The 18,530-nt window shown below is 63.1% G+C and carries 18 protein-coding genes; 11 read left to right on the top strand and 7 right to left on the bottom strand.

Annotation, left to right across the window (positions count from 1 at the left end; all coding sequences use genetic code 11):
• Positions 1–57: 57 nt before the first annotated feature.
• Both NA4_RS25700 and NA4_RS25695 read right to left on the bottom strand, forming a co-directional pair.
• Complete coding sequence (locus NA4_RS25700) at positions 58–681, bottom strand: sigma-70 family RNA polymerase sigma factor (protein ID WP_281180065.1); 624 nt, start codon at positions 679–681, stop codon at positions 58–60.
• Positions 682–716: 35 nt separating this feature from the next.
• Positions 717–986 carry a hypothetical protein gene (locus tag NA4_RS25695; RefSeq protein WP_067475178.1) on the bottom strand — a complete coding sequence of 90 codons (270 nt, stop codon included), beginning with the start codon at positions 984–986 and terminating at the stop codon, positions 717–719.
• Positions 987–1,465: 479 nt separating this feature from the next.
• Here NA4_RS25695 and NA4_RS25690 point away from each other — a divergent pair, with 479 nt between their 5' ends.
• The 3 genes from NA4_RS25690 to NA4_RS40755 all read left to right on the top strand — a co-directional run bounded on the left by NA4_RS25690 (position 1,466) and on the right by NA4_RS40755 (position 4,025).
• Positions 1,466–1,867: a hypothetical protein gene (locus NA4_RS25690; RefSeq protein WP_067475233.1), complete on the top strand. Its 402-nt coding sequence runs from the start codon at positions 1,466–1,468 to the stop codon at positions 1,865–1,867.
• Between the two features lie 122 nt (positions 1,868–1,989).
• Positions 1,990–3,477 carry an RNA-directed DNA polymerase gene (locus tag NA4_RS39450; protein WP_169811118.1) on the top strand — a complete coding sequence of 496 codons (1,488 nt, stop codon included), beginning with the start codon at positions 1,990–1,992 and terminating at the stop codon, positions 3,475–3,477.
• Positions 3,462–4,025: a hypothetical protein gene (locus tag NA4_RS40755; RefSeq protein ID WP_157129299.1), complete on the top strand. Its 564-nt coding sequence runs from the start codon at positions 3,462–3,464 to the stop codon at positions 4,023–4,025. Before NA4_RS39450 ends, NA4_RS40755 begins: the two co-directional genes overlap by 16 nt.
• A gap of 102 nt (positions 4,026–4,127) precedes the next feature.
• On the opposite strand, the gene NA4_RS40750 is transcribed toward NA4_RS40755, so the two are convergent.
• Positions 4,128–5,120: a hypothetical protein gene (locus NA4_RS40750; RefSeq protein WP_157129298.1), complete on the bottom strand. Its 993-nt coding sequence runs from the start codon at positions 5,118–5,120 to the stop codon at positions 4,128–4,130.
• A gap of 298 nt (positions 5,121–5,418) precedes the next feature.
• Between NA4_RS40750 and NA4_RS42820 the strand changes: the two genes are divergently transcribed.
• The 4 genes from NA4_RS42820 to NA4_RS40740 all read left to right on the top strand — a co-directional run bounded on the left by NA4_RS42820 (position 5,419) and on the right by NA4_RS40740 (position 8,061).
• Complete coding sequence (locus tag NA4_RS42820; protein WP_067475173.1) at positions 5,419–5,676, top strand: helix-turn-helix domain-containing protein; 258 nt, start codon at positions 5,419–5,421, stop codon at positions 5,674–5,676.
• 6 nt (positions 5,677–5,682) lie between these two features.
• Positions 5,683–5,832: a hypothetical protein gene (locus NA4_RS42815; protein WP_245671589.1), complete on the top strand. Its 150-nt coding sequence runs from the start codon at positions 5,683–5,685 to the stop codon at positions 5,830–5,832.
• A gap of 155 nt (positions 5,833–5,987) precedes the next feature.
• A complete protein-coding gene (locus tag NA4_RS25675) occupies positions 5,988–6,872 on the top strand; it encodes a PD-(D/E)XK nuclease domain-containing protein (protein ID WP_157129297.1) in 885 nt (294 codons plus the stop codon).
• A 967-nt stretch (positions 6,873–7,839) separates the two neighbouring features.
• A complete protein-coding gene (locus tag NA4_RS40740; RefSeq protein ID WP_067475165.1) occupies positions 7,840–8,061 on the top strand; it encodes a hypothetical protein in 222 nt (73 codons plus the stop codon).
• Positions 8,062–8,469: 408 nt separating this feature from the next.
• Here NA4_RS40740 and NA4_RS25660 read toward each other — a convergent pair whose 3' ends face one another.
• Complete coding sequence (locus NA4_RS25660; protein ID WP_067475162.1) at positions 8,470–8,922, bottom strand: MarR family winged helix-turn-helix transcriptional regulator; 453 nt, start codon at positions 8,920–8,922, stop codon at positions 8,470–8,472.
• An 83-nt stretch (positions 8,923–9,005) separates the two neighbouring features.
• On the opposite strand from NA4_RS25660, the gene NA4_RS25655 reads away from it, so the two are divergent.
• Positions 9,006–9,932, top strand: a complete 927-nt coding sequence (locus NA4_RS25655; RefSeq protein WP_067475160.1) for a quinone oxidoreductase family protein — start codon at positions 9,006–9,008, stop codon at positions 9,930–9,932.
• A 385-nt stretch (positions 9,933–10,317) separates the two neighbouring features.
• Here NA4_RS25655 and NA4_RS25650 read toward each other — a convergent pair whose 3' ends face one another.
• Positions 10,318–11,241, bottom strand: coding sequence for an SDR family oxidoreductase (locus tag NA4_RS25650; RefSeq protein ID WP_067475157.1), 924 nt, complete (start codon positions 11,239–11,241; stop codon positions 10,318–10,320).
• 138 nt (positions 11,242–11,379) lie between these two features.
• Here NA4_RS25650 and NA4_RS25645 point away from each other — a divergent pair, with 138 nt between their 5' ends.
• Positions 11,380–12,000, top strand: a complete 621-nt coding sequence (locus NA4_RS25645) for a TetR family transcriptional regulator (protein WP_067475155.1) — start codon at positions 11,380–11,382, stop codon at positions 11,998–12,000.
• 124 nt (positions 12,001–12,124) lie between these two features.
• On the opposite strand, the gene NA4_RS25640 is transcribed toward NA4_RS25645, so the two are convergent.
• Entirely contained in the window at positions 12,125–13,087 is a 963-nt protein-coding gene (locus tag NA4_RS25640; protein WP_067475152.1) for a helix-turn-helix domain-containing protein, read from the bottom strand.
• A 192-nt stretch (positions 13,088–13,279) separates the two neighbouring features.
• Here NA4_RS25640 and NA4_RS25635 point away from each other — a divergent pair, with 192 nt between their 5' ends.
• Positions 13,280–14,179 carry an MBL fold metallo-hydrolase gene (locus tag NA4_RS25635; protein ID WP_067475149.1) on the top strand — a complete coding sequence of 300 codons (900 nt, stop codon included), beginning with the start codon at positions 13,280–13,282 and terminating at the stop codon, positions 14,177–14,179.
• A 75-nt stretch (positions 14,180–14,254) separates the two neighbouring features.
• Complete coding sequence (locus tag NA4_RS25630; RefSeq protein WP_067475146.1) at positions 14,255–15,796, top strand: carboxylesterase/lipase family protein; 1,542 nt, start codon at positions 14,255–14,257, stop codon at positions 15,794–15,796.
• Positions 15,797–16,180: 384 nt separating this feature from the next.
• On the opposite strand, the gene NA4_RS25625 is transcribed toward NA4_RS25630, so the two are convergent.
• Positions 16,181–17,323, bottom strand: coding sequence for an epoxide hydrolase family protein (locus tag NA4_RS25625; RefSeq protein ID WP_067475143.1), 1,143 nt, complete (start codon positions 17,321–17,323; stop codon positions 16,181–16,183).
• Positions 17,324–18,530: the final 1,207 nt, after the last annotated feature.

The following is an 18,530-nucleotide window of genomic DNA, read 5'->3' as shown; positions in this document are numbered from 1 at the left end:
TGCGGTCCAGCTCTGCGTCGCCGGTCCGGCTGAACGGTGGGCGGTGACTTTTGCTCATCACGCACCTCCCTCCTTCCTAGCTTGACCTTCACGCGGCTGGGTCGGCAACTGCGTGTGGTTGACTGCAGTGAGCTGGGACGCCCGCTCGCTGCTCGGCCGTTGGCGTGGACGTCGCTGCCGCGCGCGTTCGTCACTCAGTGCCAGTTCGCGCCTCAAACGGCGCCGTGCACTCGATAGCAAGGTGGAGACGTGGGTGCCGCTCTTGCCGATCTGCAGGGCGATCTCGGCGTTACTCAGACCCGCTATGCCGGCCAGTTCGAGCACCGTACGCTCATTGTCCGACAACACGTCCAGGGCGGCGGCCACGAGGCTCAGCTGGGAGGCCGCGGCGAGTTTGTCCGCGATGTCGAAGTCGTACTGGGTTGGTTCGGGCAGGTCTTGGGGTGCAACAGGCTCCACGCGTATCGCCGCACGTTGCAGTTCCTGCGCGACGAAATACATGTATCGGCAGACGGTGGCGCTCCGGCGGCCGTGGGGTTCGTGCTGCAGCACCGGCCACTCCTTTTTCCATACCCGCTCCAATGCGGATGCGAGAATGTCCTCGGCAGCCTGTGCCGGTAGCCGCCGATACAGCGCATACCGCTTCGCAGTCCGCAGCATCGGCTCGAAGCAGCCCCGCACGAACGTTTCGAAACTCGTCTGTTCCGCGGACTGCGTCACTGTTTGTTCCAGGAGGTCGGCAGGTGCCGCAGCACCGCGGTGAGCTCGACACCGTCGGCCGAACGGACCAGAAGCAAGGTGCGTCCCCCTCGTCGCATATCCAAAAGCATTGTGTCGCCAGTGGATTCAGTTAGGACCATGCGGTAGGTGCGGCGACGGCTGCGCTCGTACCAGACACCGGATAGCGCCAAAATAAGCGGTATGGCGATGGTTTCGAGCCAGATCGCCGTACCCGAATGCACCAACCCACTCAGCAAACTCAGCATGTCGCGTCCTTCTCCTGTCTGTCACCAGGACGTGGCAGCAGCCAGTGATCGGTCACACCCGGAAGCTCCTCGCCCAGCGCGGCAACGGGCGCGGTGGGTAAACCTATGGCGCCGCCGCAACGCAACGACCACTGACCCTCGTTCCCGGCCGACGCCGGTACTCACCGAGGACCAGGCAGTGGATCGGGTGTGAGTACGGGTTGCCGGTCCTGTCCTGCACCGACCCGAGTCCCGGCGCGGGCATCTGCTGTATCGCCGCTACGCCACCGGCCTCGGCATCCTCACACCCGCCACCAGCACCGCGACCCGCTGACCGTGCCTCCACCCTTGACGATGCCGAACGGCGGGCCGCAGATACCAGATCTGCTGGCTAGGATGGGTCCCGATTGGTCCCCAATTCCGGGTGATCGGCGAATGAGAAACCCCTTCCGATGCAGGTCGGAAGGGGTTTTCTGTCTGTCGGGGTTAGCGGACGGTATTTGAAACAGTGGGAACCGGACTGGCTCCGTCGAGTCATCGCCAGGATCGAGGCTGCTCCAACCCGGCGGCTGGTGACGGCGGACACCAAAACAGTGCAGCCCCGCCGGTTGGATCGCCGGTTATCGCCTGCCACGATCGAAGAGTTGGTCGATGCCTACCGACGTGGTACCTCCACCAACCAGCTGTGCGAGCGGTACCAGATGTCCAAGGGCGGGTTGCTCAAGATCCTCCAGGAGCACGGGGTGCAGATGCGGTACCAGCCGATGACGGAGGAAGAAATCGACTGGGCGGTACGGCTTTACGGCGAGGGGCAGTCGCTCAACGCTGTAGCACGGCAGCTCGGCAAGGCCAAGGGGAGTGTATGGAAGGCGTTGCGGGGGCGAGGGGTAACCCGCTCGTAGACCGGCGCTCCGTAGTCCGCAAACGGTTAGCTTTCTGGTTTCCGGTGTTGGTAGCATCTCGAAACAGGCAAGACTCTACTATTGGCATCCTTCCAACCTCGCAGATTAGGGAACACTCAGTTATGGACCGCAAGGTTCTTGATCTGGTGAATATCGGCGATGCAGCTCGCCTAGTGGCCAGATCTACGATGGATCGCTTTCCTCCGCTTATCTCCGATCAGTGCCTGTCGGGCGACCCTGCACTACTTGCGCGGTTTACAGAATCTCACTGGTCCGAATCCACATTCTCGATATCTGAAACCCTGACAATGCCAAAGGGTCGATTCGGCACGAGGCCAATTGACGTTGTTCCCTGCTCCACCCGATCCGCGTACCACGCGCTGGCCGCAGCGCTAAAGCCCGAATTGCCCGCTGAGACACGAACTACAGAATGGCAAGATCATCGACGGTTTGGCTCAGAATATACTGGCGGATATTTAATCGATATGGACGTAGCTTCGTGCTATGAATACATCGACCATGATGTGCTACGCGGCGAAATTCTATTGCACTCCTGCAACGCAACGCTTAGTGGCGCAATAGTTTCGCTAGTTGGGAGCTTTATGCCCAGAAGTCGGGGGCTGCCTCAAATGCTCTGGCCCAGCGATCTGCTGGCAGACGCCTACCTCAGTGTCATTGACCGATATCTGGACAGGCGAGATATTCCATCCCATAGATATGCCGATGATATCCGGATGGTAATTTCCGATTGGGGAATGGCTAACCAGATAGTGGAGGATGTCGCAGATCAACTCCGCACCATCGGTCTCATACCTTCAGAAGGCAAAACAAGAATTCTCAAAGCGGAAAATATCGGAGAACCAGAGTCTGAAGATCAAAACTTCTTGACGAAGAATTTTCCATCGAGGGTTTCGACCTTGAGATTCGATTCATTTCTTACCAGGGGGCCATATGGATCAGTCATCACGAGTCGGCGAGAGGTGGATACTACTTCTGAAAGCGATCCGAGATCGGATAACGAAGTAGCGAGCAGAATAATAGCTAACGACCGCGGCCTAAAGCTTGATGGCCCTATGAAATGGCTCACAATTCAAGCCCTGGCATCCTTAAGGAGTGGCGCCGAGCGGCTTTCCGATAAGTCGCTTCTTGATCTTTTGCACAGAGACCAAGGTATGGCCGAGCACGTGTGCCAGTACCTAATCGCGAGATCGAAGGTGTCCTCGGAATCACTCGAAAATCAATGGAAGACGCTGCATGAACTTACGAATACCGAAAGGCAGAGTCCATGGACAAAAATCTGGATCATTACTGTAGTCCAGGCGACACCAGTTGCTGATTTGCTCCACCGGAGTCGTGTGATCGATTGGCTGATAAGACAGCTGCAAGACCGTCACGAAACGGTAAGGGCACAGGCAGCATGGGCACTGGCCACGCACAATGCGCTTGCATCGGATGTATTCGAAAGGGTGTATATTCTTTCTTCTTCGCTTACCAGACACGGACTTGCCGCCGCAGCCAGTAAGCAAGGTGGCGTGAACGTAAACATATCCCGAGCCGTACAGAATGATTCCCCTCTCAACAAAAGTGCATGGCAATGGGCACAAGCGTAGCGCCGGAACAACTGACTGAATCCGGCGAGAGATGTCTCCGATCCCTCAGCAGCCTCCGCTTGATCGACTTGCCGACAGAGCAATTCATATCCAGCATTCTAATTCCGCTCGAATCGCACGTATCGAGGATAGTCGCGCTGGTAATCGCCAAGAGCGGCGTCGTTAACCATCGCTTTGTAGAGGAGATGCTAACTAAGCTGGAACGAGATATATTTGACTCGTGGCCAGGCCGGATCGGCTGGTTAAGTCGTGGATTTTCCGTTCAGATTCAAGGAACGGCTACTTACCAGCGATTCACCTATTTGGTTGAAGTTCGCAATGCAATAATTCACGGAGATGGCCAATTCACCGATAAGCAGCAGAAGAACTTCAACGCACTGATTGAGTTGAAGAAAACTCTGTCGAAGGAATTAGATATTGAATGCCGCGGCATAAGACTATCGTTTGGTCCAAATTCTCAAGACTTGGCGTTTGGTATTGCCGTATCCTTTCTTGCGTATTTTGACTCTGTAGTTCTGTCTGACTTCCCCGAGGTCAAACGAATCTGATCGTATGCGTGGTGCTCCGAAATCCAGCTCGAACCTCCGACAATGAATCAGAGGCTCGCACGCCTGGCATCGTCTTCAAGCTTTGCCAGCAGCTTCGCCGTTCTAGTCGCGATCCAGTTTCATGTATCCGATTCCGTCGCCGATGCACCAATCCAGAATCTCGGGGTCCATGCAATCCGGTCCCTTGAGTAACCCTTCGCGCAGCTCGCCGTCCGAAACTGGCAGTTTCGCGCGCGGCTTCACGCCGTCGGTGTAGATATCCGGGTGCCGCGCCACGTCGGCCGGACTGGTCGAACCGCCGTATTCCTTAGCAACAAAAGCGTCTACCAGCCGTGGCCAATCCGGCAAACCGAACCATTCTCGGCGAGGACTGCCGAAACAGGACTTTACCGCGATAAACCACTCCATATCGTGGTCTTCACGCTCTGTAAGATCAGCCCAATACATGAGTGTCGACGTTGCGCTTCTCATCCATTCTCGATAATGCTCACCCAACAGATTGTCCACACTGCGCGAACCGACTTTTATCCGACCGATAGGAAGAATCAGCTCATCCAGTAAACGCAGCCATGCTGCCCGGCTACGATCGCCTGTCATCAGAAATTCGCGGCAAACACGGAACACGGCTATATTTGCAGCCATCATTTCTCCGTCGCTGATTCGGTTCAGCCCATTGCCAGCATGGGCGTCCTCCACGATCGTGTTCCGCCATACACCGAGCGTCATCGAATACGCAGCTACTGGGAGTTGATCCGCTCCGAGGCGCTCCGCGCGGTCCTTGGCATAGTTCTTCCGGGCACCCTCGATAGTCCAATTCGCCATATCGAAATAGCTACCTACCGGGCGATAGATATTGCCATAATCGGTGGTCCGCTCAATAGTCACCAGCCCCTTGCTCGCCAGGTTCGCCAGCTTGGACCGAAGCGACTTGATCTCCTTACCACTGGCTGGTTCCTCTTTGTTCTCGGCGTCCCATGGGCGCAGCAGCTCCACTAATCGCCATGCTTGCACCCCGCGCGGGTGGAGATCGAGTAGTTCCATGATCCGTGCGGATGCCGGACTGAGCCCGGCCACGCGACTCTCATCGAAATGCATCCTTACCGCCGCTCTGCCAGGCATCACGAACTCGTCACTGACACGCAGTGTACGGACACGACATGTTCGGCCACCAACAGATGGCACCCGCGCACCGAAGATGGCAGACAACTCGCCAAGTTGTGTTGGTGCAGCCTCGGCGGGGCATCGGACAGGCCGGTGAGCCTTGCAACGGGACTGCCGCCAGGGCCAACGCTGAGCAGAGTCCTGTAGGCAATCGCAGCGACCACCCGCGACGTTCAGACGGTTCAAATACCGTCCGCTGTCCCCCATCTCTGCCGGGGTTAGCGGACGGTATTTGAAACAGTGGGAAGCGGACTGGCTGGGCACGGTGATTGCCAAGATCGAGGCTGCTCCGGCACGCCGGCCTGCGAACACTGGCGGCAGCACGGTTCAACCGCGGCGACTGAATCGTCGGCTATCGCCTGCCACCATCGCGGAGTTGGTCGGTGCCTACCGATCCGGCACCTCCACGAACAAGCTGTGCGAGCAGTACGGCCTGTCAAAAGGCAGCTTGATGAAGATCCTCCAGGAGCATGGCGTGCGGATGCGGTAACAGTCGATGACGGAGGATGAGATCGACTGGGCGGTACGGCTTTACGGCGAGGGGCAGTCGCTCAATGCGGTCGCTCGCAGGATCGGCAAGGCCAAGGGGAGTGTGTGGAAGGCGTTGCGGGAACGAAGGGTTGAGATGCGAGCATCGACTCGCTGACATCTCACTGCACCCAGCGCGGTCGCTCTGGAACCGCGACGCAGCCTGAATCTGAGTCGTTACAGGGAGATTCGACATCCAATGTCATTACTGGCCGAGATTCCTGGACCACCCACGTGACTGCCAAAGGGTGACCTGCCTCTAGAATCCATCCCGTGAACAATGCGGGCGAAGCGAAGCGGATCGCCGCACTCGTGGACCAGATTGATGCACTGGCCGAACTCGGTCGAACAGCTCAGGGCGATGATGACCCTGCTGCCGAGTCGGCCGTGCGGCAGCTACAAGACGAATACCCGCTGTGGTATGCAGCTTCGCTCGCTGTATTGCCGGACGATCTGAAAGTGCGGTTTACTGTCCAGTTCGAGGCAAAACATCCGACTACCTTCCCCAAAATAAAGCAATTTATCGCCAATCCCCGGCAGCCGTGGGCAGTCTATGATCACATTCCACGCTTCGCCTCCTACTTCAAGCGGCATGGTCGGTGGCAGTACTCGCTGAGTGACAGTTATGAGCAGCCATTGGGCGAGCAGCGGCGTATTCTGCTTGAGGCTAAAGGTCGATTCGGGATAAATGCTGAAATACACGACACCATGAATAAGCTGGTCGGGCTGTTTCGCCGATTGTCACCAACCTTGAAGATTCTCCAAAGCTCAAACCGCAACGGTCCTGGTATCTCTCTGTCTGACGAGTACGATCTTCAGCGCATATTGCACGCCTTGCTTCGGCTTCACTTTGATGATGTCGAGCCGGAGGAGACAACGCCGCGCAGGGCTGGCGGCTCCTATCGCATCGACTTTGTTCTTCGACAGGAGCAAGTGGCGATTGAAGCGAAGATGACACGTGAATCACTCGGGGCAAGAGAAGTACGTGATCAGCTTATCAAGGACATGTTTGGTTACCGGCGTCGTGAGAATGTCGCGGCGTTGGTCGTCGTTGTTTATGATCCAGATCGGAAAATTGAAAACCCGACCGGATTCGAGAGCGATATGAACACCGACGATCCCGAGCTTCCTGTGCGAGTCGTCATCGCCCACGCTTGATTTGTCAGCAATGAGATAACAAATACTAGTCAGACCTCATGTCGCCGTACCCTTCAAAAGATCCTTCGATCGGAGGATCTTCGCTTTTCTGTATATGTCGTACGATGTTCGCGCCGCCAGGCTGCGCCTGCCCGCCGTCGCTGCTAATGCTCAGTCGCGAAAACGAGATAGGGTCACCAGCCACTCGCTATCGGGCAGGCGACAGTTGAAAGCCGCCGGGCAGCGCGAACGTTCCGCCCACGCTGGTTGGCCTTCACACTGCGACGGCCTCGCGTGAGTCTTTACCGATGTTCTGCTCCAGCCACTCAACAACTCGCGCTGCTCTCTTCTCCCCGCGGAGCGCCCGATATAGCCGGTCGTAGAGGCCAGTAGCGACATACTTCTTGTTGTTGATGGCAGCGGTCAACCCGTTGCCATAGCGACGAGGGAGATGCGTCCACAGCGTGCCGGTCGCCTGCTGGAAACGGACAGCGTTGAAGGTACGGCGTTTGGCGGCCAGCTCGGTCGTGGAAGGGCCGAACTCGCCAAAGGCCGTTGCTGTGCCTGCCGATGTGCGGCACTATCAGGTGCCACTCCTCTTCGGTGAGATCACTATCGGCCGATCCGGCGACCTGTTCCCATGCGTCCACGAGTTCGTCTGGCGACAGCGTATGGACGAGATCAAACGGTTGGATCGAGGAGTAGTGCCCCGAGGGTGTCTCAACATCCCAATCGCCGAAATCGCCGCTGACCCTCGCGATTTCCGCCCAATCGGCATCAGATCCGTGGGCATGTAGCCATCTCTCGGCGTCTTCCCGCTCGTTCTCAAAAGGCCAACGCGGCACCACGTCCGGTGGACGGTGGCGTTCAGCGTGCGCCATCTCGAAGTAGCGACGCAGCGCATCGGCGACAGTGAAATCGTCGATCCACGTGCTCGCGCAGGCGGAAGACCTGTCGCCCCGGCGCATCACCGAGGCGCAGGGTCAACGTGGTTTTGCCCGCCGCTGGCGGACCAAAGATCGGAACTAGTAGGGACAACGCCGAAACCGAGATCCGGGAGTTGATCGACTCACTCGTCGACATCCGCAAGGTGCTCGCTGCGGGAGATCTGGCCGACAAAGCCCAACTGTACCAAGCGCAGGACCTAGAAGTGCGCTACCAGCACCAACAGCAGCAGACGATCGTTGGTGTCACCCTCTGTGGGGGTTAGCAGTGGTGTCCGGAGGGGGAATCGACCAGTACGCCAACCTGCTGCAACGCCGAAAACTGCTGGTCATCGGCAAATAGCGGTGGCGTGACGATTCTGGTCCGGTTTGCCGTAGTTTCGTGCCCCGGCAGGCCAAAACCAAACATGGGCAACTGCAAAACGCCTGGTCATCGCCGGTACGTATGACGTCTGAGGGATCGCGATTCCCGTGCTGGAGCTGCTCAACCGGACTCCGGCGGTCTCTCCCGCTCCCGAGACCAGGTCCGCTGTCCTGTGCCAGATGAGGTGGCGCACAAGCTATTGCCTGTTTCCGAGGTCGGCCCGTCACCGGTCACCGATCCCGGCCCGTGATCGCCGGTGGTGTTTCCCTGCTCGGCGTTCCCGTATCGGGGTCGGTGCGTTGATCTGGGCTCACAGTGCGTTCGTCGACCCTGCTTTCCCGTCGTCCCTCGTTGGCGTTCCCGAAACGGAGTCGAGCAGTTGTGTGAGCACCTGGCGGTCGTCCGCAGCTAGACGGTCGGTATAAGGCGCGAGGGCCGCGCGGATCTCCTCCTGCACCCGTTGCGCGAGTTCGCTGCCCATCGGAGTGATGAACACGTCGACCACCCGGCGATCCTGCGGCGACTTGCCTCGTGCCACGAGGCCTCGGCGTTCCGCCCGTTCGACGAGGCCGGACATCGTGGACTTGTCCAGCCCCAGGAACGCCGCCAGATCGGTCATGCGCGGTCGGCGGTCGCGCAGCAGGCCGAGCAGCCGCAGTTGGGTGAGGGACAGCTCGTGCTCCGAACCGATGCGGGTGAGCACGGCCATCACCCGGAATGACGTCCGGACGAGAGCGTCCTCGAGCGCGTCGTCGGATCCCATGCCGGGATCCTACTTGACATGATTTGTATTACCAACCAAACTCGAACATAGTTTGTAATACCAATCAAATACGAGGAGTTGCCATGCACGCCGCTGTTGTCACCAGCTTCGACGCTCCGCCGCGGTACAGCGAGTACCCCGCCCCGATCGCCCAGGGGGAGAACGAGATGGTCGTGGACGTTCTCGCGGCAGGTTTGCACCGACTGGTCAGGGCTCGGGCGAACGGCACGCACTACAGCAGCACCGGCACGTTCCCGTTCGTTCCGGGCGTCGACGCCGTCGTACGCGACCAACACGGAAATCTCAGGTACGCGGCGCTGGACGACAGCGACTTGGGCACGCTCGCCGAGCAGACGGTGATCGACCCCCGCCGCAGCGTGCTACTGCCGGACGACGCCGACCCGGTGCGCATCGCCGCCGCGATGAACCCGGCAATGTCGTCCTGGGTCGCGCTGCGCCGCCGCATCGCGTTCCGGGAGGGTCAACGCGTCCTCGTCCTCGGTGCCACCGGCAGCGCCGGCCGGATGGCGGTGCATATGGCCAAACGGTTCGGTGCCGCATACGTGATCGCCGCCGGACGCAACGCTTCCCGGCTCGCCGCGCTGCACGACCTCGGCGCGGACGAAACAGTGACCTTCGAGCAGGCCGACCGCGCCGCCGACGTCGACATCGTCATCGACTACGTGTGGGGAGAACCGTCCACCCGAGCGATGACCGCGATGATCACCGCCCGCCGCGACCGCAGCGCTCCGCTGGACTGGATCCAGATCGGATCCGTCGCCGGTCAGACGATTCCCGTCGACTCCTCGCTGCTGCGGGCGTCGCGGCTGCAGATCTGCGGCAGCGGTATCGGCGCGGTGCCGGCCCGCGACTTCCTCGCGGAGCTGCCCGAACTCGCCGTCGCGGTGCACACCGACGCGATCGACGTGCGGGCCCGTCCCGTGCCCCTCGCTCAGGTCAGCGAGACGTGGAACGCCCAAACCGACGACCGCATCGTTTACGTCCCGTAGCGCACCAGCCCGCCAGTCAGCGCTGGCCGCTTGGGTGCGCTATAGGCGGCATTACGGCGCGTCACTCGCGCCGGGTTGGTGGCGATCGTTCCCCTGTGCTCACCGTCTGGGTTCCGGCTGTTTCGCCGGGTGGTTGACTGCGAGGGTTACGGCCGGTGTTCCAGGGTGCTCAGGAGCTCGATCACCATGATTCGGTACATGAGTTTCGAACACACTCTCGACCCGGGTGGCGATGCTCCTGTGTCCACCGAATCGGGAACGGTCCATAGGGCTTTGGCGGAGCTGATCAAGCGGCGGGCCCAAGTGGGGTGTCACGTGGTCTGGTTGGCGATTCAAGCCGCCTGGATGCGGCGCGGGGACCGGGTGGGATGGAGTTGGAGCGGGCTCAGCGTGTGGTGGTCGCCGGGACGTCGAAGTAGTGGCCTTGGCCGAGGTCGTCGATAAGGCCGGGCTGGACAGGCTTCCAGTTGAGGAGGTCCTGGGTCAGCGTGCTCGAGGCGGGGTTGTCGGCCGAGGCGTGGGCGCTGAGGAAGCCGAAGTGGGCGTCGGCCTGTGTCGACGGGATGGCGACCACGGGCAGGTTCAGCTGGCGGCCGATGGCCTCCGCGATCTCCCGGAAGGGGATCCCCTGGTCGTCGACGGCGTGCAGCCGTGACCCCGCCGGCGCGGATTCCAGCGCCAGCCGGTACAGGCGTGCCGCGTCGAGCGTGTGCACGGCGGGCCAGCGGTTGGCCCCGTCGCCGACGTAGGCTGCGACGCCTTTCGACCGGGAGATGGAGATCAAGGTCGGGATGAAGCCGTTATGGTCAAGCGCGCTGTGCACGCTCGGAGCAAGCCGTACGACAGACGAGCGGATGCCGCGTTCCGCGAGTGCAACCACCGCGTTCTCGGCGTCGATCCGCGGCCCGGCGTCGATCACGTCCACTTCTGTGGCGGCGTCTTCCAGCCCCGCGAAGGCGAGCAGCATGGTTCCCGACGTGGTCACCAGCGGCTTGCCGGTGCCGGCGAGCGCGTCGCCGAGCGTGTCGATGGCGCGCAGATCCGCTGCGACCGCGCTGTCGAAGTCGCCGGCGAACATGGCGTCGTGCTTGAAGGCCAGGTGGATGACGCCGTCGGCCGCGGCGGCGGCCGCGGCGAGGCCGTCGAGATCGTCGAGGTCGCCTCGGTGCACCTCGGCACCGGCAGCCGTCAACGCGGCGGCGGACTTGTCCGAGCGGGCCAGGCCGACGACCTGGTGTCCCGCTTCGAGGAGTTCGGGGACGACGGCGGAGCCGACGTGTCCGGAGGCTCCGGTGACGAATACGCGCATGGTGTGGGCCTTCCTGCTGTGGCGTCCCCACCGGCGGCGGGGACCCTGATGTCAGTTGATGACATCACCATAGCGCCGATGTCAGTCTCTGTCATCATCCTGATGTCAGCTTCTGTCATCGACAGGTAGGATCGGAGCATGAGCCGATGGAAGCCCGACGCACGAGGCCGCCTGGAGAAGGCGGCGTTGGAGCTCTACAACCACAAGGGCTTCGACGCCACTACCGTCGCGGAGATCGCCGCCCGCGCCGGGCTCACCGAACGGACCTTCTACCGACACTTCACCGACAAACGGGAAGTCCTCTTCCCGGGCGACAACCCCCTCGCCGACATCCTCGCCGACGCCACGGCCACCGCCCCCGCCCCGCTCCCGCCGCTGGAGGTGATCGCCCACGCCCTGACCGAAGCCACTCGCGTTTTCGAAGAACGCGGGGACCTGGTGCGGCAACGCCAGGCCGTCATCGCCGCCAACCCCGAACTCCAGGAACGCGAACTGGCCAAACTCGCCGTACTAGCCTCCACGCTCGCCCACGCGCTGCGTGAACGCGGTCTGCAGACCACCACCGCAGCGCTCGCGGCCGAAATCGGGATCGCCGCGTTCAAGGTCGCCTACGAATGCTGGGTCGACGACCCCGACCGACACACCCTCGCCCAGCGCATTCGGGAAACCCTGGACTCCGCTAGGCACCTCACCGCGCCCGCCGAACATGTCGCCGCGACCGATGACGTGAGCTTCACAGGCCAGGAGGGAGTGGCATGAATGTGGTGCAGCTTCTTCTGATCCACCGCATCCACCACGGATTCGAGTGTCTCCGACATCAGATGATCCTTCCCGCCGAACCATCAGGCTCGGCCAGTCGGGCCAAGGTCAGATCCGCCGTCTTTCAGACAGTCCCCGGTGGCTCCAATCGGGCGTGTGGGTGGAATGTGGCCGCGGTGGGCGCAGAGTGCCGATTGTCGGCAAGGCGTGCGGGCGGCTCGGCCGGTTGAGCCAAATGGGTCAGGATGGCCAGTGCTGATGCCGACGGGGAATCGGGTGGGGCTGTGCAGGTTACGAGGGTCTGGTCGGGGTGTTCGACCGACCTCAGTGTTTGTTGGGTGATGGTGAGGTCCCCGATCAGCGGGTGGTGCAGCTGGTAGTGGGCGGTCGCGCATGCCTGGACCCGGTGGTCGTTCCAGAGGGTGCCGAATTCCGGGCTGGCCATGGTGAGGCTGCCGATCAACGACGCCAGTGCTGGGTCGTCGGGGTGTGCGCCTGCTATAAGCCGCAGGCTGCCGACGACTGCGCGGGCCTTGCGCGGCCAATCGGCATAGAGCGCGCGGGTGTCCGGGTCGAGGAACACCATCCGGGTCATGTTCGGCCTGCGACCGGGGACCGCCGGGCAGTCGGGGTCGAGATTCGCGGCGAGCAGGGCGTGGCCGAGAGGATTCCAGGCGAGCACATCGCTGCGGCGACCCAGCACGAGCGCAGGCACCAATGGCATGGCGTTGAGCAGCTCGAGCAGGGCTGGGTCAGCGTGCTCAATGGGCGCCGGGCGCGTGAGGCGGCGGCGGCCTGCGGACTCGGCCAGTGCGTGCAGGTGGCGTCGTTCGGTGGCGGTCAACGCGAGTGCGGCGGCGATAGCTTCGAGGACCTCCGGGGAGGCGTTGCGGGATCGGCCCTGTTCGAGCCGGGCGTAGTAGGACGGGCTGACCCCTGCCAGGAGGGTCAACTCCTCGCGGCGCAGTCCCGGAACACGGCGACGTTCGCCGTAGGGTGTGAGCCCCACCTGCTCGGGTCGCACCCTGGCCCGGCACGCCTTGAGGAACGCCCCAAGCTGTCCGGACTGGTCTTCGCGGTCGCTCATCACGTCATTGTCGCTGCCGGATGCCGAGTTGTCCTGACCCTGCCGGGGTGTGGACACCGTTGACGCACCCGCGCCAGCGGCACCTTCGCAGGGTGTGGTTACCGACATCGGGCACTTGAAAACTCAGTGGCACGGCCCACGAGCCGTCCGGCACCCGGTCACGGCGTCGGAAACACGCAGCGAAGGAACCCGATGAACGAGATTGTGCTCGGTGATGTCACCGTGTTGCGGGTCGAGGAAATGCACGGGCCGGTGGGCATGACGCCCGACCAGTTCTTCCCCGGCTCACCCGACCAGCACTGGGACGAGCAGCGGCCGATGCTGGTTCCGGATCACCTCGACCCGGTCGACAACATCGTTCAGGTCGCGATGCAGACCTGGGCGCTGCGCAGCGAAGGCCGGATCATCCTGGTGGACACCGGCATCGGCAATGACAAGACCCGTCCGGCGGTCGAAGCCTGGGACCACCTCGACCTGAGGTATTTGGCCGATCTCGCCGCGTCAGGCATCGCGCCCGAGGACGTGAACCTGGTGATCAACACCCACCTACATGTCGATCACGTCGGCTGGAACACCCGCCTCGTGGACGGGCAGTGGGTGCCGACATTCCCCAACGCCACCTACCTGATGCCGCGCGCGGACTACGAGCACTGGAATCCGGCCAACAACCCGAACATCACGGGCGGTGTCAACGAGAACGTGTTCGAGGACAGCGTCGCACCGGTCTACGCCGCAGGTCAGGTGCAGCTATGGGAGGCCGAATACGTGGTGGACGCGAATCTTACGTTGCGGGCGGCACCGGGACATACTCCCGGTTCGAGCGTGCTGGTGTTGGCGTCGGGCAGCGACAAAGCACTGTTCGCGGGAGACCTGGTGCATACGCCCCTGCAGATCGCTCACCCCGAACACAACAGCTGCTTCTGTGAGGACCCCGCCGCCGCGAGGGCGACCCGACTTCGGCTGCTGGGTTGGGCGGCCGACCACACCGCGTTGGTGTTGCCCGCCCACTTCAGCGGACACAGCGCCCTCGAAATCGTCCGCGACGCCAGCGCGTTCGCGATCAAGAACTGGGCTCCGCTGCCCGCCTACTGACCGAAGTCGCGCCGCCCCGCACCCCGCGCCGGGTGGCACTGCACCCCTCACACGCTACCCAGATCAAGGCGCTCCATGATGGCTTCACAATCCGCCGATTCGCAACCCGCCGATGCCGTGCGCGAGGTGGAAAGCGGCCGGCTCCGCGGCACTGCGTTCCCCACCCACACCGTGTTCTACTCCATCCCCTACGCCGCTGCGCCGGTCGGGATCGGCCGGTTTCAGGCGCCAGCTCCTGTTCAGCCGTGGCTGGGTGTGCGTGCGGCCACCGAGCCGGGGCCGACCGCTCCGCAGCTACCGCGCGGCCGTTTCGGAGCACTGGATATCTCGGCGTATTTCGACCCCGGGTGGCGGGCCGGACCCGACTACCTGACTGTCAACATCTGGTCACCCCGCGATGTGGCCGGTGGCGCCCCGGTGCTGGTGTTCTTGCACGGCGGCGCGTTCGTCGCAGGGTCGTCGCACTCGCCGATGCTCGACGGCTCCCGATTCGCACAGCACGGCGTCGTGGTCGTCACGGTGAACTACCGCCTGGGCATTGCCGGGTTCCTCGACATCCCCGGCGCTTGCCCGAATCGGGGCCTCGCCGATGTCGTTGCCGCGTTGGCGTGGGTCAACCGCAACATCACCTCCTTCGGCGGCGACCCCGCGCGGGTGACCCTGGCCGGTCAGTCCGCCGGGGCGATGCTCACCGCCGCCGCGATCGCCGCCCCCGAGGCTGCCGGCTTGTTCGGACGTGCCGTGATGCAAAGCGGCAGCGGCAGCGCAGCATTCAGCCGCGAACAGGCCACGATCGTGCGTGATGCCGCCGCAGCGACGCTCGGGGTAGCAGCGACACTCGACGGATTCGCCGACCTGACAGATCAGCAGCTCATCGATGCCGTGCCGGAGCTCACCGGTCTCGACCTCGGCACCGCAACGGTCCGTGACCCGCTGCAACGGATTACACCGCTGGGTGTGGTCCTCGACGACCAGCCCGTCACCACCGTGGCCCACGCAGCGGGACAACCTGTCGACCTGCTGATCGGCCACAACACCGACGAAGGAAATCTGTATCTGTTGCCCAACGGCGTTGCGGCGGCGACAACCCTGCAACAGCTGACCGAAGCCGCCGAGTACGCCGACCCCGACCCGGACCGGCTACTGTCGGTCTACAGGAGGCTGCACCCCACCGCCACACCAGGCAGGCTGCGCTCGATCATCCTGGGGGACGCGGTGTTCGGGGCCGGTAGCCGAGCCATGGCCGACAGTCACTCGGCGGCGGGCAACCGCACCTACGCCTATGCGTTCGGCTGGCGCTCGCCCGCACTTGCCAGGCAGCTCGGCGCCACCCACATCGTCGAGCTGCCCTTCGTCTTCGACAACCTGCTGCCCACCTTCCAGGGCGCGGACGGGCTACTCGGCACGCCTGCGCCTGCACTGCTGGCCGCCCGAGTACATCGCGCCTGGGTCGACTTCGTCACCATCGGCACACCCGGCTGGCCCGAATACCGCCCCGACCGGCGCACCACGCAGCTCATCAACGACGAATGGGCCGTTGTCGACGACCCGTTCGCCGCCGAACGCGACGCCTGGACCCACACCCACCACACCAGAACAGGAAACACCCCAGCCTGAGGTCGAGCAGGCAATACCTATCGCCCACCGTTCATCAGTATGTGTCAAGACTTCACGGCATCACGCTTGGCCGGCGCTCCTGGTGAGATCGCGTACTCAACTGTCGCGGGTTGCCGGTACGTTCCAGCCGGTGTGAGTGCCCGAAGCCGGAGTGCGGTGACGTAGCGGCTCCAGGTGGCGGGCAGCATCAGTGGCGATCCTGGTTGTGGTGACGTAGTGGTAGCCGGCTGGCGTCGGCAACGACCGGCGCGGGCATCTCCGAAACATGCTGACGGATCGCGGACGTTCGAGCGAGATCGGTGGGCACGCCGAGATTCTGGAGGCGCCGGACCGGCCGGGCCTCGAGTAAGGTCTTCGTGGCCGCCAGCCGGCCCTGACGCGGAGTCAGGAAATGCCGCGGAAGAAGGTGCGTATGTCGTCCGCGAGCAGCTCCGTCTCCTCCATTGCGGGGAAGTGGCCGCCCTCGATGAACTCGCTCCAGTGTCCGATCGCCTTCCACGGGTCCATCGTGCGGCGTACGAGCGGGTGGGTGTCGAACACGGCCCATCCGGACGGCACGCCCGAGGCCATGAGCAAGTCGAGTCCGGAGTGCTCGGACTCGTAGTAGAACTGCGCGCTCGACGCGCCGCTGCGGGTGAACCAGTACAGGCTGATGTTCGTGAGGAGCTGGTCGCGGTCGACCGACTCGTCCGGCGTCCGGTAGTCGCCGCCGGCCCTGGTCTTGAACTTCTCGGCGATCCACGCGAGCTGACCGACCGGCGAGTCGGTGAGCGCCGCGCCGATCGTGTCGGGACGGTGGTTCTGCATCAAGAGATATCCGTGATCGGCCGCATCCGCGGTGCGCACTGCCTCGAGCTGGGCGATCTCGTCATCGGACAGACCGTCGGGGAAAGGGAACTTGTCGCCGACCAATCCGAGACACCGGGGGTCGGCGCCGATGTGCGTGCCGATGACACGCTGCGGGTAGAGCGCCGCCAGGCGACCGGTGATGCCCGAACCCATGTCGGTGCCGTGTGCCGCGAACCTCTCGTAGCCGAGACGCGTCATGATCTCGGCAAAGGCCTCCGTTGTCCGCGCCAGCTCCCAGCCGGTCCCCGACAGCGGGGTGGAGAACCCGAAGCCGGGCGGCGACGCGATGACCACATGGAACTCGTCGGCCAGTAGCGGGATGAGTCGCTGGTACTCGACGAACGAGCCCGGCCAGCCGTGGTTCAGGATCAGCGCGGTGGCCTCCGGGTTCGCCGATCGCGCGTGGACGACGTGGAACCTCTGGCCGTCGATAACTGTCGTGAACTGTTCGTACTCATTGAGTTTCGCCTCCTGCGCACGCCAGTCGAACCCGTCGCGCCAGTACTCGGCGAGCTCCTTCAGGTAGACCGGCGGGATGCCCCGGCTGAAGTCGGTGCGATCGTCTCGGCCCGGCACGGGGACCGGCCAGCGCGTGTGTGTCAGCCGGTTGCGAAGGTCGTCGACGTCGGCCTGTGGGATGTCGATGTGGAAGGGTGTGAGTGCGTTGTTCTCGTTCATGACACCCACCTTCCCGGGTAATGCGGCAGGTTGGCTTCCGCGATTGCTGGAATGATCGAGAACATTTTGGAGACCTCGGCCCGCCTGCTCGAACTGCTGTCGTCAACCACGTCGACCCGCGTTTCGGGCCGAAGTACTTGCGATTGGGGCGCGAGTGGATCGAGCGGACCGGAACAACGAACCGCATCCCGTCCACCGAGGCGACGCAGCCGCCGCCTCACAACCGCGCCAGCGGGACTGCGGCCCGGGCGTTGACCAGCACCGTGTTGGCGGCGGCCATGGTGTCGGAGCGGATGTAGTGCTGATCGACGTGGTGCAGCCGATCCGCGTCAAGGCCTCCGCGCCGGGCGAAACCACGGGCGCGAAGCCGACATTCATCGAGTGCGCGCACAGCACGGCGGCGACGGATACCCCGAGGTCGGCGACGCGGGCCTTGGTTCCGGCGACGTGGGTGAAGGCCTCGGTGAACTCCGGATGCCACGACATCACTTCAAGGACCAGTTCGGGCAGGTCCACCCGCGGCATCATCGCGGCTACCCGCGCCCGCAGGTCGGTCAGGCTAGGCGGTTCCGGTACCGCCGTCAACGCGGCCACGTGCAGTTTCCCGTCCTCGTCCACCGAGGCGGGCCAGCCACCGCCGACCAGGTCGTAATCGACGCGCCGCGCGTCGAACCAGCGGGCGGGCAGCCCCCGGCTGCGCTGCGGGGCGATCATGTCGGCCAGGTTGTCCACCGCGGCGAGCACCGGTTTGCCGTCGCCGGTGGCCCCGAAGGATCGTGCGCATCATCGCGGGCAGGAACAGCCGGACCGTGGAGAACCGACCCGTCGCTGGAATTGGTATGGGATCTGATCGAGAACACCGTGTCCAAGGCCGAGCTGCTCGCTGGCCGCGATCGACGAGCTTGTGCCACAAGCGGATCCGGAATTCGACGAACAGCGTCTCGAGGAGCGGGCGGCCCGTCTGCATTCCCGGCTCGACTACCAGACCCCCGCCGAATACGAAGCCGCGTATTACTCTCAACGACCACCACTCCGACCGGCGCTGGTCTGGCACCGAAGCCGGTCCCTTACCCGACTGTTCAGTGAGCGATGCACGCTCACTCTCAGCGCCGATGTCGCTGGTGCGAAGACGGTAACGTTCTTCATGCGGCTTCCAAGATCCGCGTCCGCGCAGCCATGGCCGCGCAAGCTCCAGAGATGCGATTCG

Source organism: Nocardia amamiensis NBRC 102102 (assembly GCF_001612745.1).
Classification (GTDB): Bacteria; Actinomycetota; Actinomycetes; order Mycobacteriales; family Mycobacteriaceae; genus Nocardia; species Nocardia amamiensis.
The sequence above is the reverse complement of the archived record's forward strand: the minus strand, read 5'-3'. Positions and strand labels throughout refer to the sequence as shown.

Coding starts and splice junctions, on each gene's coding strand:
- NA4_RS25695 (WP_067475178.1), bottom strand. CDS start 986: ATGCTGAGTTTGCTGAGTGGGTTGGTGCATTCGGGTACGGCGATCTGG.
- NA4_RS39450 (WP_169811118.1), top strand. CDS start 1,990: ATGGACCGCAAGGTTCTTGATCTGGTGAATATCGGCGATGCAGCTCGC.
- NA4_RS40755 (WP_157129299.1), top strand. CDS start 3,462: ATGGGCACAAGCGTAGCGCCGGAACAACTGACTGAATCCGGCGAGAGA.
- NA4_RS40750 (WP_157129298.1), bottom strand. CDS start 5,120: ATGCATTTCGATGAGAGTCGCGTGGCCGGGCTCAGTCCGGCATCCGCA.
- NA4_RS42815 (WP_245671589.1), top strand. CDS start 5,683: ATGACGGAGGATGAGATCGACTGGGCGGTACGGCTTTACGGCGAGGGG.
- NA4_RS25660 (WP_067475162.1), bottom strand. CDS start 8,922: ATGGGATCCGACGACGCGCTCGAGGACGCTCTCGTCCGGACGTCATTC.
- NA4_RS25655 (WP_067475160.1), top strand. CDS start 9,006: ATGCACGCCGCTGTTGTCACCAGCTTCGACGCTCCGCCGCGGTACAGC.
- NA4_RS25650 (WP_067475157.1), bottom strand. CDS start 11,241: ATGCGCGTATTCGTCACCGGAGCCTCCGGACACGTCGGCTCCGCCGTC.
- NA4_RS25645 (WP_067475155.1), top strand. CDS start 11,380: ATGAGCCGATGGAAGCCCGACGCACGAGGCCGCCTGGAGAAGGCGGCG.
- NA4_RS25640 (WP_067475152.1), bottom strand. CDS start 13,087: ATGAGCGACCGCGAAGACCAGTCCGGACAGCTTGGGGCGTTCCTCAAG.
- NA4_RS25635 (WP_067475149.1), top strand. CDS start 13,280: ATGAACGAGATTGTGCTCGGTGATGTCACCGTGTTGCGGGTCGAGGAA.
- NA4_RS25630 (WP_067475146.1), top strand. CDS start 14,255: ATGATGGCTTCACAATCCGCCGATTCGCAACCCGCCGATGCCGTGCGC.
- NA4_RS25625 (WP_067475143.1), bottom strand. CDS start 17,323: ATGAACGAGAACAACGCACTCACACCCTTCCACATCGACATCCCACAG.